Source organism: Armatimonadia bacterium (assembly GCA_039679385.1).
Taxonomy (GTDB): Bacteria; Armatimonadota; Zipacnadia; order Zipacnadales; family JABUFB01; genus JAJFTQ01.
On sequence record JBDKVB010000067.1, the window covers coordinates 75847 to 88362 of the forward strand.

Sequence of the window (12516 nt, forward strand, 5' to 3'; positions counted from 1 at the left end):
TGCTAAGTGATAGGACCAGCCACAGTTGGCTGACCTAAGGATTATCCTCCGGGAGGGGAACACCCTTGAGAGTGATCACCACCTGCTGTCTTGTCGTGCTTGCTGCCATGTCCGTCGCCTGGGCCGGAAGCGGCCCAATGCCGTCCGTGACCATTGATGCAGCGATGCGAGGCAACACCTTCGTAGCCGACCCGGATGTCTCCGGCGCCTGGATCTACAACCCGGCCGCACTGGCGTCGCTCGCAGGCCTCCAGTCCAGCGATTCGGCCGGCCAGTGGAAGCACACCGCGTCGGCGACCTTCGAGGTCAAGGGCGATTCGGACCTCTTTGCAGTGAACTGGGGCGGCGTGAAGGCGGGCAAGGACTTCGGTCTCGGCGCAGGCTACGCGAAGGCCTGGGATGCGAAAGCCTATGGTGTCGGCCTTGGTAAGGCGTGGGCGGACAAGGGTATCTCCTGGGGTATCAGTTGGCAGCATATCGAGATGGACGAGTACGTTTTGCCGGACGCCGTTGACAGCGACTCCCAGAACCTGTTCGATCTGGGCATGCTGGGGCGTCTTCCGAGCGTCAAGGTGGCCGGGATCAGCAACGTACGGTACGGCGTTGTGCTGCGTGACCTGACCGACCAGTTCGAGCGCACCTGGGATCTCGGCGTCGCCTTCGATACCCCGGTGGGGATCGCTGTTGCGGTCGACATGGCTGACCTCACCAACGAAGTCGACCGTCGCTTCCGCTTCGGTGGGACGATGCGCCTCGGCGTGACCAAGGCCTGGCAGGTCGGCCTGGGGTTCGACGAAGGCGACCCGACTGCCGGTTTCGTGTATGATGGCGGCACACTGTGGCAGGGCGGCTCCTGGCGCTTCGGTGCAGCCTGGCAGAGCGCCGATCAGGGCGACGACAGCATCCTTGTGGGGGCCTACGCGAAGTGGGGTCTCTAGTCTTGCAGGACGTGAGCTTGTGAGGTACGGCCTCGGGGGCCTGGTCGCTCCCGAGGCCATGTTCGTTTGTTTGGGTTGGTGCGACTGCGGCCGGGGCAGCTCCGCCAGATCACCGTGGATGAGAGAACACAGATGAGTGCACAGCGCCAGACAGGCGGCCCAGCAGGGCTTGAAGGCGGGGCCCTTGCAAGCAGCATTGCCGTCGGCGTTTGTGCGCTGGTGGGGCTGGTGTTCATGGCCATCCTTGGCTGCAGCACGACCGTCAGCACCGCGCCGGCGCAGCAACTCACACGCCAGGGCCCGGTCCCCAGCCTCAACCTCCAGGTCAAGACGGCTCCCGTCAAGGCGGTAGCGGAGCCCTTGCCAACACCTCCACCCAAGGTCGACCCCCTGTGGGAGAACGCCAAGCGCGAAGCACTCGAGCGCATCATCCCCTTCTACGTCCACAACAAGCCGGAGCTGATGCGCGGCCTCGAGCGCTACCAGATCGAGAGAGGGCTTCCCTGGTGCCGTGAGGTCGCGCTGACCTTCGATGACGGGCCACACCCGGAGTCCACACCGAAGCTGCTTGAGGTCCTGCGCAAGTACAACGCGAAGGCCACCTTCTTCGTGGTCGGCAGCATGGCCCGCAAGCACCCTGAGCTGGTCGCGGCCGAGGTTGCCGAAGGGCATGCGGTCGGCAACCACACCTACAACCATCGCAACATGACGTCGATCTCGCCCGAGGAAGCCGCGATTGAGCTGAGGGCCTGCGGCGACGTGCTCCGTGATATCACCGGGGCTCCGACGCGCCTCTTCCGTCCCCCGGGTGGGCGCTACAGCCGCGAGACAGTGGCCCTGGCTCGAGCCGAAGGGTACACGACTGTCTTCTGGACCGTGAACACCGCTGACTACACCGAGCCCAGCGAAACGCGGGTCGCGCAGCGTGTCCTGTGGGGTGCCAGCAATGGCGCGGTCTTTCTCCTGCACGACGGCTACCAGGAGACCATCGATGCCCTGCCCAGGATCCTGCAGAACCTCCAGTCGCGGGGCTACCGGTTCGTGACGGTGAACGACTTCATCGGCGACCGCCTGACCAAAATGTAGCCGGCCGCGGAAGACGCCTCCTGTCCCGGGTTCCCGTCCTCTGACACGAGCCTTCGTGACGCTTCTGACGTGGTGAAGGTCGTCTCCCTGGGCCTCGGTAGCGGGACTGGTCGCATCACCTGGCAGCAGCTCCACCGGCGTGACCTCTGCATGCCCTGATACGCAAAAGGGGCCAGGAGATCCTATCTCCTGGCCCCTTCGTGTTCTCGACTGGTTTCCTTCAGGGCGCGGGAAGCGGCCCCTTGCCCTGCGTCTGTGGCTGCCTCTTCCCCACGCTGCCGGTTGCCCAGTGTTGTCAGTCGGTTACTTCAGGCCCATCAGCGCCAGGGCGGAGTCAACGTACTGCTCGGCTTGATCGAACCGGTTCGCCGCATAGGCTGCCCGGCAGGCCGAGAGCAGGCCCTGGACGGGCTTGGCCGCAGTCGGGTCTTCCTTCTCCAGCGCGGTGTAGGGCTCGCGAGCCTTCTCAAGCTTCTCGCGGATGCGGTTCTTCTGCGGCACCTTGGCATAGGAGGGGTCGCCTTCCTTGACCTTCGGAAGGTCGACGGCCGCAGGCCCAGTACCAACAAAGGAACCCGTCTTGGGCGCTTCTGCCGCAGGAGCAGCAGCGGGCTCGGTGGTGGCCGGAGCGGCAGCGGGCTCCGCAGTGGGAGCAGCGACCGGTGCGATCGGCTCGGCAGCGGGCTGTACGGTCTCGACCGGGGTCTCTACCGGAACAGCCGGTGCAGTCGGGGCTGCGGCTGCGGGAGCGCCGGCAACAGTCGGTACCCGCCCCGTGATGAAGGGCGTCAGGTCACTGATCAGGCTGCCGGCGAGTTCGTCGCGCTTGGCAGTGAACTCCTCTTCAGACAGCACGCGCACTGTATTGAAGGCCTCGCGCACCAGGAGCAGCGGGGCACCGATGGCAACTGGAGCTACTGCCGGAGTCTCAACCGTCGCCGTGGCGGCCGGGAAGGTGGCAGTCTCGACCGGAGTCACGGGAGCGACGGGAGAGGGCATGCCCGCTACCTGGGCCGACGGAGCCGGTGTGATTGTCGGCTTCGGACCCGATCCTGCAGGCTTCGGTGCAGGCGCGACCGGTGCGGTGACCTTGGGGCCGAAGGCCGAGGCCGGGAGCTTCGAGCACGGGGTCGCCTTGGGCAGTGCGGTTGTCAGGTTCCGAGCCCATACCGCCGCGAGGCTCTTGGCCGGAACGTTGTTCGCCTTGGCTTCCGCCGGGTAGACGGCGGCCACCTTCACGGGGCCGACGTATACCGTCCACAGCCCCTTGGTCTCCTTGAGGGTGACCTTGGGGTGGAGGGTGTCCTGGGTGGAGATGACCTCGGTGATGGCCTTGTCGATCGACTTAGCCCGCTCGGCGAGGTTTGCGAAATCGCCCTTGTCGCGGATCGTGATGACTTTGCTACCGGCCAGGTAGATGGTCTCCACCTGCGCCTGCGCGACACTGACGGCCGAGACCGTCACGGCCGCGACCGCAAGCAGTACTGCGAAGAAGCTGCGTCCCTTCTGCATGTCGGATCCTCCTCCGGCGTGCCCTGTACGGGGATCGTGCGGGATTGCTGGTGAGTATATGGCACATCCCGACCATCGTCAAGCAAGGGACGACGGGCCAGGCGGTCGGGTCTGCACCCCTCGAATCCCTTGGACGAAAGGACCCGCGCGAACGTTTCACCTGCGGGAGGGATAAGCTCGCGGGCAGGGAAATGGCGTGTGGTCTGGCAATCTCAGCGAGGTGATCGCTCGTGTCTGAAGTTGTATGCCTCGGCATTCTGGTCGCAGACGTGTGGGGCAAGCCGGTCAATGACTGGCCCGAACGTGGACGGCTGTCCCTTATCACAGAAATGGGGATGGGTGTGGGCGGTTGCGCGGCAAACACCGGTCTCTCCCTGGTCAAGCTCGGGGGCGACGTGGCCATCATGGGCAAGGTGGGCGGCGACGGCTTCGGGGAGTTCGTCGTCAATACCCTCAGCGCACAGGGCGCTGATATCAGCGGCGTTTTGCGCGACCCCGCTGTCGGCACCTCCTCGACCATGATCATGATCGACGATGCCGGCGAGCGCACTTTTCTACACTACATTGGCGCCAGCGCCTGCGTCCGGCCCGATGAGCTGGATATGGACCTGATCTGCAAGGCACGCGTCTTCCACCTTGGCGGCGCCCTGGTCATGCCGGGCTTCGATGGCGAGCCAATGGCCTCTGTGCTCCAGAAGGCCCAGGCCGCCGGCGTGACGACCTCTCTCGACACGGTCTGGGACGCCAAGGGTCGTTGGATGGAACTGCTGGCACCGGTTCTGCCCTACACCGACCTGTTCCTGCCCAGCCTCAGCGAGGCCGTCGAGATCACCGGGCAGACCGAGCCCCGTGACGTGGCCGGTGTGCTGATGGACCACGGGGTGAAGGTCGTCGGGCTGAAGATGGGTGAGCGCGGCTCCTACGTGCGAACCGCTGACGCAGAGCTAACCGTACCGGCTTTCTCGATCGATGTCGTCGATGGTACAGGTTCAGGCGATGCCTATGTGGCGGGCTTCCTGCGTGGCTACCTGCTGGGCTGGGACCTCGAGCGGACGACGCGCTTTGCCAATGCCGTCGGCGCGCTGTGCACCACAGGCGTCGGGACGACCTCCGGCGTCCGGGACTTCGCGGGCACGATCCAGTTCCTGGCCGAGCAGGATGGGGAGAGCTGGCGAGAGCTGCTCTAGGCCCCGGCGCGATGTAAACGCCCGGGGTCAGGGGAACTTCCGGCCGACCTCGGGCGTCTCTAGCAATAGACGCGCGGAGGGCAGCCACGACCAGAAGGTCGTGACCAAACGCGGCGGCACCTGCTCTGCATATCGCTGAGGAGGTGTTTTGTTGTGCCTAAGTACTTGCCCTTCCTGTTCGTCTGGATGGCACTACTCACCCTTGGAGCCTGGGCGTCACTCAGCCCCGCCTCCGACACCACTGCCGTGACGCCCTCGGAGCCCGCTGAGCCGGCTCCCTCTTCCTCCCTGTCACAGGGCTCCGCGTCGGCTCCGCAGGTCGATGCCGAGAAGGCCAAAACCCTCGACGACGAACTCGCTGAACCCGCGGTCACCATCGACGAGGAGGCGCTTGCCGCAGAACTCGAGCAAGAGCGTGCCCAGTCCCTGTCTGAGAAAAGGCAGGAGTACGGGATCACGCAGCCCGAGGAGGAGGCCAGCGACCTTGGGCTGCGCCGCCGCTATGATGCGGAGGGCCGCTGCTGGCGCTTCGAACAGCGGGATGACCAGGGCCACTGGTCTCCCCTCTGGCCCGAGGCCGAAGCGGAGTCACAGGGCCTGAAGCCGGCCCTGCCCAGAGGTGTGCCCAGTGCGAGATGGCGGGACACGCCGGGGCTCGGAATCTACCCGTGGCGATCACTACAGGGGCGTGGTCTGGGGCGGTTCCGCGCGCCGGGTGTGAGGATCCTGCCACGCTTGCGCCCGTGGCGCGACTTCGAGTATCATGGACCTTGGCCATGGGAGCGCGAGGAGAAGTCACCCGATACGAGCCACCGCAGCATCGGGGTGCCCTCGTCGCCTCTGCTGGAGCCTCCTGCTTCCAGCGTCCGGTCCGCTCCCGACATGCAGGCGTAGCCAACCCGGGACTTGGGCGTTCCGGACCCATTGATAGTCGACCCCTGGGATGTCCTCCTCTCATGCAGAGGGGGCGGGGCTGGCTGTGTGCTGCCACAAGACGTCGACTTGCGGCCGAGATGCCCCGGTCGCTTGCCAGTTGGATAATCACGTTATATAATTGACCACATCACCTATCCCGCGGAGGATACCCCGATGACACTCAAGGAGAAAGTCACAGCCGCCCTGGAGGACGTGCGACCGGCGCTGGAGGCCCATGGCGGCAACGTAACGCTGATCGATGTTACCGATGACGGTATCGTGCAAGTGAAGCTCGAGGGCGCCTGCAAGGGCTGCCCGATGTCTCAGATGACCTTGACCATGGGCATCGAACGCCACCTCAAGGAACAGGTCCCCGAGGTCAAGCAGGTACAGAACGTCCAGTAAGGTGCCCGCCTCCAGAAGGGGGACAGGGCCTGAACATGACGCCGAGCCACGCGCTGGCCTGGCAGCGAGGTGATAGTCGTGAAGTTTTTTCTGGACACCGCCAACCTCGACGAGATCAGGGAGGCCCTGGCTTGGGGTCTCGTTGATGGCGTGACCACCAACCCCTCTCTGGTAGCCAAGGAGGGCAAGGAGTTTGAGCCGCTGGTAAAGGAGATCGCGTCCATCGTCGATGGCCCGGTCAGTGCCGAGGTCGTCTCAGTGACGGCGCCCGAGATGATCGAGGAGGCCCACAAGCTCGTCACCTGGGCACCCAACATTGTCGTGAAGGTCCCGCTGATCCCGGAGGGCATCAAAGCGGTAAAGGTCCTGTCCTCCGAGGGCATCAAGACGAACGTGACGCTGTGTTTCTCCCCGAACCAGGCTCTTCTCGCAGCCAAGGCCGGCGCCAGCTACATCTCCCCCTTCGTCGGACGGCTCGACGATAGCGGCTGGGATGGTCTCGAACTCGTCGAGCAGATCCTGACAATCTACGACAACTACGGCTACGACACCGAGGTCATCGTTGCCAGCGTGCGCAGCCCGCTGACAGTCGCCAGGGCGGCCGCCCTGGGAGCGGACATCGCGACGATCCCCTTCAAGGTCATGCAGCAACTGTTCAAGCACACGCTCACCGACACGGGTCTCGCCTCCTTCCTGGCAGACTGGAAGAAGTACCAGGAAGCCAAGTAGCGTATCACCTGGTTGCACCCGGGGCGGTCACTCACAAGTGGCCGCCCCTTTCGTTTGTCCTGCCGGTGGACCGGCTGAGGCTGGTTCGCAGGAGGTCTGCGTCGCGGTGCGAGGAAACCACCCAGGTCGCTTCGTTACCGACCCCAGTCAGACCGGGAGGCCTCCATGTTCGCGCCGAAGATCGCCTGTCAGACTCTCCCCTACTCCGAGTTTCCCTTCGAGCGTGCGGTGCAAGGCATCGCCGCCGCTGGATACCCCTACTTCTCCTTCGGAGTGACTCACCAGGGCCAGGAGACTCCGTCGCCTCTGGACCCTGATGCCACCGTGCTGGGGTACGCGCAGCAAGTGCGCAATGCCGGGATGGAGCCGGTCATGATGTTCAGGCCCCGTGCAGAGCTGACTGGCGACGGCGGCATCGACCAGTTCAAGCGCCGGCTCGATCAGGCGAAGCTGATCGGTGTGGAGCAGGTGCTTGCCTGGGGGCCCTGGGGCTACAAGAGCTGGCCGGAGGAGCGATTCTCAGACGAGGAACTGGAGGCGCTTGCCGCACCATGGTATGAGGCGATGGCCCTTGCTGCGAAGCACGCAGAGGAGGTCGGCGTTACCATCGTGTTCAAGCCCCACACCGGGGTCACGGCGACCGCCGCTCTCTGCCGGAGAACCGTGGAGCGCATCGGTTCGCCCGCCGTGGCCGTCTGCTACGACGGCGGGAATGTGAGCTTCTACGAAGGCATCGACCCCGCCGAGGACCTCAAGGCCTGTGCCGACGTGACGCGTGCCCTGTGCGTGAAGGACCACGTGGGGCCTCGTGCGAACGCGCTGTTCCCCTGTCCCGGCGATGGCGAGGTTGACCACGAGTCGATGCTGCGCACGCTGGCTGCCTACGACTTCGCTGGACCGGTGGCCGTCGAGCGCTTCGAGGGGCACCACAAGAAGGCCGACATGTCCGCTGAACTGGTGGACAAGCTGGCAGCGAAGGCGTACCAGCATCTGCGGACCGTTGTTGAGCGGGTCTCGGCGGAGCTCTAGCGAGGAAACTCAGCGCGTTCTCGCCTGTCCTAGGTAGTAGGCAAGGAGAGGTTGAGACGCGCGATGATGTCGCTTGGACGCAATTCACACAATCACAAAGGCTTCACCTACGCCCTCGTGGTGTGGGTGCTGATGGGTTCGCTGTGCGGGGTCGCAGCCGATCCCGGAAGGGAACCCGGACCGGCGACCGTGGCCGTCGTGACGGCGACGGGGTTCCTCGGCCCGGACAGCTTCCTGACGCCACAGAGCATCTACCCTCTGGGCAAGCAAGACTACCGAACGGTCGCCCGGATGCTAGACCGGGCAGCCATGCTCGCCACCTCGACGACAAGAATCAGCGACGCCTGGGCGAGCCTGGTATCGTCTTCAGACCGGGTAGGCATCCTGATCGATGTTCAGCAGCCACCAGTCTCGCTGACGCTTCTGGACGCTGTGCTTGACCGCGTGACGGAGGCCGGCGTTCGGCCCAGTAACATCATCGTATGGGCTGAGGACGAGCGCTCGCTTTTCAGCGCGGGCCTGGCGCTCTGCACGGATACCGATGGTGTGCGAATCCTGGGAGCGGAGTCTGAGGGGTTCAGGGACGGCCTCAGTCGCATCGTCCTGAACTACTGCGACGTGTTGATCAACGTGAGCCGTCTGCGGCCTGACCGCCGGATTGGGATGTGGGGTGCGACGGCAAATCAGACCGCGTGCGTGCCGCAGGTCGACCGTCTGCGGCTGTTGGCGAAGCAGCAGGAACTCCCTTCGGCGGCAGCACGCCCCTCTTGTCGCACCAAGTTCCGGCTGCATCTGGTCGATGCACTCCAGCCGTCCTATGAGCCCGGGGCGCAGAAGATGCCGCCCTACTGGAACTGCGGCACTCTCCTGGCCTCCGCCGACTGTGTTGCGGTGGACGTGACCGGCAGGCAACTGCTCGAGGCCAAGCGCGGACAGGTGCATGGCGTCCCCTGGCCGCTGGATCCTGAACCCGTGTACCTCAAGTCGGCCTGCGAAGGCTACCGCCTCGGCCAGTGGAACCCACAGCTCATCAGCACCATCGAGTCCTCGGTCACCAACTGACGGCAGCGACGGACCTTCGGCTACAAGCGAACGCGGCAGGAACGCCTGGGATCACCCAGAACGCGCCTGCCGCGTCTTGTTCGTCTTGTGAGTAGTGAGCGGAGCTACAGGGCTGCACAGATGGCGTCGGCCATCTGGCTGGTCCCCACTGCCGTCGGGTCGTCACGGTCGGCCTTCATGTCGTAGGTGACGGTCTTGCCCTCCTTGATGACGGCCGCGACGGCCGCCTCAAGTCGGTCTGCTGCTTCGGCCTCGCCCAGGTGGCGCAGCATCAGCACACCGGAAAGAACGGTTGCCGTCGGGTTGACCTTGTTTTGGCCCTTGTACTTCGGGGCGCTCCCGTGGGTGGGCTCGAAGACCGCGCAACCCTCGCCGAGGTTCGCTCCGGGCGCCACTCCCAGGCCGCCGACCAGACCGCAGGCCAGGTCGCTGAGGATGTCACCGTAGAGGTTCGGAAGCACCAGCACGTCGTACAGTTCGGGCTTCTGCACAAGCTGCATGCACATGTTGTCGACGATGCGGTCCTCGAACTCGATGCCGCTGTCGCTGTACTCCTCTTCCGCGATGCGCCGGGCGGTCTTGAGGAACAGGCCGTCACTGAACTTCATGATGTTGGCCTTGTGCACCGCGGTGACCTTGCGGCGGCCGTTCTTGATCGCGTACTCGAAGGCGAACCGGACGATGCGCTCCGTACCGAAGACGGAGATGGGCTTGATGCTGATCCCGGCGTCCTGGCGGATCTCATAGCCTGAGATCTCTCGGATGCCGTCGATGAGCTTGAGGCACTCGAGGGTACCCATCTCGAACTCGATGCCGGCATATAGGTCCTCTGTGTTTTCGCGCACGATCACCAGGTCGGCTTCGGGATAGCGCGACCGGACGCCTTCGTAGTACTTGCAGGGCCGCAGGCAGGCATAGAGGTCGAGTTCGCGGCGGAGTGCAACGTTGACGCTGCGGAAACCCTTGCCCACGGGCGTCGAGATCGGGCCCTTGATGGCGAGCTTATTGCGCCGGATGGATTCGAGCACTTCCGGAGGCAGGGGCGTCCCCTTCTCCTCCATGACATCGACGCCGGCCTGGACCTCTTCCCACTCGATGTCGACGCCGGTGGCCTCGACGCACTGCTTCATTGCGTAGGCAACTTCGGGCCCGGTACCGTCACCGGGGATGAACGTGACCTTGTGCATTGATACCGCTCCTGTCGAAGGGCAAGCTCGCGCGGGGCCAAGACTCGCCGGGTAATCCCGTGTCAGGCCGCCAGGCGACTGCAAGGCATCGTGGCCTTCAGCCCGGGGACCGCTACATAGTACCAAACAGGCGGTGAAGACGGCAAGGACTCGGGCCAAGGGGTGCCGAAGAGTCTCAGGGAGTTTCCGCCCCAATCCTGGTAGAAGCGAGGCGCAACTGATGACCTACTACGACAATGCCTTCGAAGCCAAGCCCGGTCTCATCAATCGCGGTCAGCAGGACCGCCAGCACCTGCTGCGCGTCGAGACCGAGGACTTCCTGCGAGGGCTTCACGAGGCCTACCCCGAGCGTCAGAGCGAGTACTGGCACCGCGACTACTCGTCGACCGAGGCCTTCCTACAGTCCGTGGAGCCGAACCGCGAGCGTTGGCTTGCCGCCGTCGGGGACTTCGGCACACCCGTCGCGGACATGAACCCGCTCCTCGAGCCCTGGCTCGAGAACGACGACATGATCGGCTGGTGGGTCACCTTTGACCTGTACCCAGGCTTCCGCGGTCGTGCTACACTGGTGCTTCCGAAGAAGGCGCAAGGGCCGCTTCCTCTGGTGATCTGTCAGCATGGCATCGGCAGTTCGCCCGAGAGGGTCTTCGGGTTCCTCGATGACAGCTCGATCTACCACAGCTACGGTCAGGCGGTCGTTCGCGCCGGTTACGCAGTTGTGGCCCCGTGCAATGTCACCGAGGGAGCGCCCAGGGCTCGCTACACGCGCCTGTGCACCATGCTGGGCAAGACCTTGTGGGGTCTGGAGATCGCCCGCACCAAGCGGCTGCTGGACTACTGCGAGACTCGGCCGGAGATCGACACCTCGCGCATCGGCATGTGGGGCATCAGCCTCGGCGGCGCCTACACCATCTTCACCATGCCGCTGGAGCCGCGCATCAAGGCCGGGATCATCTGCGCCTGGTTCAACCACCGGATCAAGAAGATGGTGATCGACGACCCCCGGTACAGTTGCTTCCTGTCCGTCAACGAGGAGCACATCTTCATCCCCGGCTGGCTGCGGGAGTTCACCGACAGCGACCTGATCTCGCTGATCTGCCCGCGAGCGGTGATGTCGCAGACCGGGAAGGCGGACGGGATCTCCTGGTGGCCCTTCGTGCAGGAGGAGTTCGCAGCGTCGCGGGAGCACTACGACCGGCTCGGCTACGGTGACCGCATCGAGCTGGATCTGCATGAAGGAGGCCACGAGATCCACCTGGACGAGGGGCTGCGGTTCCTCGACAAGTGGCTCGTGCAGTCACCCTTCTAGCGCTCTGCGACGTGCCTGAACACACCCAGAACCTGGCTGAGCCTTTGCCGGCCTCATCACAGACAGGAGCTCTTGTCGTGCGGCAACCCAAGCCCGAGCAACTGAACACTTCCGCACCCATCACCCTCATCTACGGGTCCTCCGCCGCGCTGCGGGGAAGGCTGGTCGAGAGCATTATCGACGCCAACCTGCCCGGTGAGGAGCGCGAATGGGGGCTGGAGATCGTTGACGCACAGGAGATTGGGGCAGCCGGTGCCGCGGGTCAGCTTGCCGGCGGCTCGCTCATGGCGCAGACCCGGGTCGTCGTCATCCGCAATGCGGAGAAGCTACCTGCCGCCCAGCAGGGGATCATCGCAAAGGCCCTGCAGAGACTGGCACCGGGAACGACGGTCGTCATCGATGCCGCCTCTTCGGACGACTACCGCAAGAAGGGCGCACCCGTCTCCGCAGACCTGAGGAAGGCCGTCGAGGCCGCCGGGCAGATCTTCGAGGCCACGACGCCCGGCGACCGCGACCTGCCGGGATGGGTCATCGATGAAGTCGCCACCCACGGGAAGAGGATGCCCATGGCGGCAGCGAGAGCCTTCGTGGACACGGTCGGAGCGCAGGTGGATCAGGCTATCAACGAGCTCGACAAGCTGCTGACCTACGTTGGTCCCGAGCAGGAGGAAGTGACTGTTGCCGACGTGCGCGCCGTGGTCACCGGCGAGCGAGAGAGCACGGTCTTCGATCTCGTGGATGCCATCGGTCGGCGTGACGCACGCACGGCGCTCGAGGCTCTGCCCGACCTGCTTCCGGCAAGCGGCGCACAGGGAGCTGCAATGCCCCTACTGGCAATGGTCGCGCGGCAACTGCGGCTTGTCTGGCAGGCCAAGGCACTTCAGAACGCCGGGCTGAGCCTGGAGGACGCCAAGCGCCTGCCTGCCGACTGGTCTGACAAGCTCCCGGGGGAGCACAACTTTTTCGACTCCACGCGCGGCCGCAACTTCCTGACCCGCAAGTATGCTGAGCAGGCTCGCAACTTCAGCGACGTGCAACTCGTTCGCGCTTTCGCGAAGGTCTACGAGACCGACCTGGCACTCAAAGGCCAAACCCGCGAGCGGATGGATGACCGGCTGGCCCTCGAGATGCTCATCGTGGACCTGTGCCGTCTCTGA

12 protein-coding genes are annotated in these 12516 nt (G+C 64.8%); 10 read left to right on the forward strand and 2 right to left on the reverse strand.

All coding sequences use genetic code 11. The features are described from left to right. The first annotated feature begins 65 nt into the window (after positions 1 to 65). A complete protein-coding gene (locus ABFE16_06815) occupies positions 66 to 938 on the forward strand; it encodes a hypothetical protein (GenBank protein ID MEN6345002.1) in 873 nt (290 codons plus the stop codon). Positions 939 to 1070: 132 nt separating this feature from the next. Next, positions 1071 to 2024 carry a polysaccharide deacetylase family protein gene (locus ABFE16_06820; protein ID MEN6345003.1) on the forward strand — a complete coding sequence of 318 codons (954 nt, stop codon included), beginning with the start codon at positions 1071 to 1073 and terminating at the stop codon, positions 2022 to 2024. A gap of 303 nt (positions 2025 to 2327) precedes the next feature. On the opposite strand, the gene ABFE16_06825 is transcribed toward ABFE16_06820, so the two are convergent. Further along, entirely contained in the window at positions 2328 to 3536 is a 1209-nt protein-coding gene (locus ABFE16_06825) for a hypothetical protein (GenBank protein ID MEN6345004.1), read from the reverse strand. A gap of 230 nt (positions 3537 to 3766) precedes the next feature. On the opposite strand from ABFE16_06825, the gene ABFE16_06830 reads away from it, so the two are divergent. The 6 genes from ABFE16_06830 (at position 3767) to ABFE16_06855 (ending at position 8863) form a co-directional block, all read left to right on the forward strand. Further along, positions 3767 to 4723: a sugar kinase gene (locus ABFE16_06830; protein MEN6345005.1), complete on the forward strand. Its 957-nt coding sequence runs from the start codon at positions 3767 to 3769 to the stop codon at positions 4721 to 4723. A gap of 153 nt (positions 4724 to 4876) precedes the next feature. Further along, positions 4877 to 5617 carry a hypothetical protein gene (locus tag ABFE16_06835; GenBank protein MEN6345006.1) on the forward strand — a complete coding sequence of 247 codons (741 nt, stop codon included), beginning with the start codon at positions 4877 to 4879 and terminating at the stop codon, positions 5615 to 5617. Between the two features lie 195 nt (positions 5618 to 5812). After that, a complete protein-coding gene (locus tag ABFE16_06840; GenBank protein ID MEN6345007.1) occupies positions 5813 to 6043 on the forward strand; it encodes a NifU family protein in 231 nt (76 codons plus the stop codon). A 78-nt stretch (positions 6044 to 6121) separates the two neighbouring features. Beyond that, on the forward strand, positions 6122 to 6772 hold the full coding sequence (gene fsa, locus ABFE16_06845) for a fructose-6-phosphate aldolase (protein ID MEN6345008.1): 651 nt from the start codon (positions 6122 to 6124) through the stop codon (positions 6770 to 6772). A gap of 165 nt (positions 6773 to 6937) precedes the next feature. Further along, positions 6938 to 7801, forward strand: coding sequence for a sugar phosphate isomerase/epimerase (locus ABFE16_06850; protein ID MEN6345009.1), 864 nt, complete (start codon positions 6938 to 6940; stop codon positions 7799 to 7801). Positions 7802 to 7864: 63 nt separating this feature from the next. Next, positions 7865 to 8863, forward strand: a complete 999-nt coding sequence (locus ABFE16_06855; protein MEN6345010.1) for a DUF362 domain-containing protein — start codon at positions 7865 to 7867, stop codon at positions 8861 to 8863. 104 nt (positions 8864 to 8967) lie between these two features. Here the strand turns inward: ABFE16_06855 and ABFE16_06860 are convergent, their stop codons facing one another. Next, on the reverse strand, positions 8968 to 10050 hold the full coding sequence (locus tag ABFE16_06860; GenBank protein ID MEN6345011.1) for an isocitrate/isopropylmalate dehydrogenase family protein: 1083 nt from the start codon (positions 10048 to 10050) through the stop codon (positions 8968 to 8970). Positions 10051 to 10270: 220 nt separating this feature from the next. Here ABFE16_06860 and ABFE16_06865 point away from each other — a divergent pair, with 220 nt between their 5' ends. Both ABFE16_06865 and holA read left to right on the forward strand, forming a co-directional pair. Beyond that, on the forward strand, positions 10271 to 11359 hold the full coding sequence (locus ABFE16_06865) for an acetylxylan esterase (GenBank protein MEN6345012.1): 1089 nt from the start codon (positions 10271 to 10273) through the stop codon (positions 11357 to 11359). Positions 11360 to 11436: 77 nt separating this feature from the next. After that, positions 11437 to 12516: a DNA polymerase III subunit delta gene (holA, locus tag ABFE16_06870; protein MEN6345013.1), complete on the forward strand. Its 1080-nt coding sequence runs from the start codon at positions 11437 to 11439 to the stop codon at positions 12514 to 12516.

Bases quoted from the DNA above. Each gene is read 5' to 3' on its own strand.
- ABFE16_06855 (MEN6345010.1), top strand. From the start codon at position 7,865: ATGATGTCGCTTGGACGCAATTCACACAATCACAAAGGCTTCACCTAC.
- ABFE16_06860 (MEN6345011.1), bottom strand. From the start codon at position 10,050: ATGCACAAGGTCACGTTCATCCCCGGTGACGGTACCGGGCCCGAAGTT.
- ABFE16_06840 (MEN6345007.1), top strand. From the start codon at position 5,813: ATGACACTCAAGGAGAAAGTCACAGCCGCCCTGGAGGACGTGCGACCG.
- ABFE16_06825 (MEN6345004.1), bottom strand. From the start codon at position 3,536: ATGCAGAAGGGACGCAGCTTCTTCGCAGTACTGCTTGCGGTCGCGGCC.
- ABFE16_06820 (MEN6345003.1), top strand. From the start codon at position 1,071: ATGAGTGCACAGCGCCAGACAGGCGGCCCAGCAGGGCTTGAAGGCGGG.
- ABFE16_06865 (MEN6345012.1), top strand. From the start codon at position 10,271: ATGACCTACTACGACAATGCCTTCGAAGCCAAGCCCGGTCTCATCAAT.
- ABFE16_06850 (MEN6345009.1), top strand. From the start codon at position 6,938: ATGTTCGCGCCGAAGATCGCCTGTCAGACTCTCCCCTACTCCGAGTTT.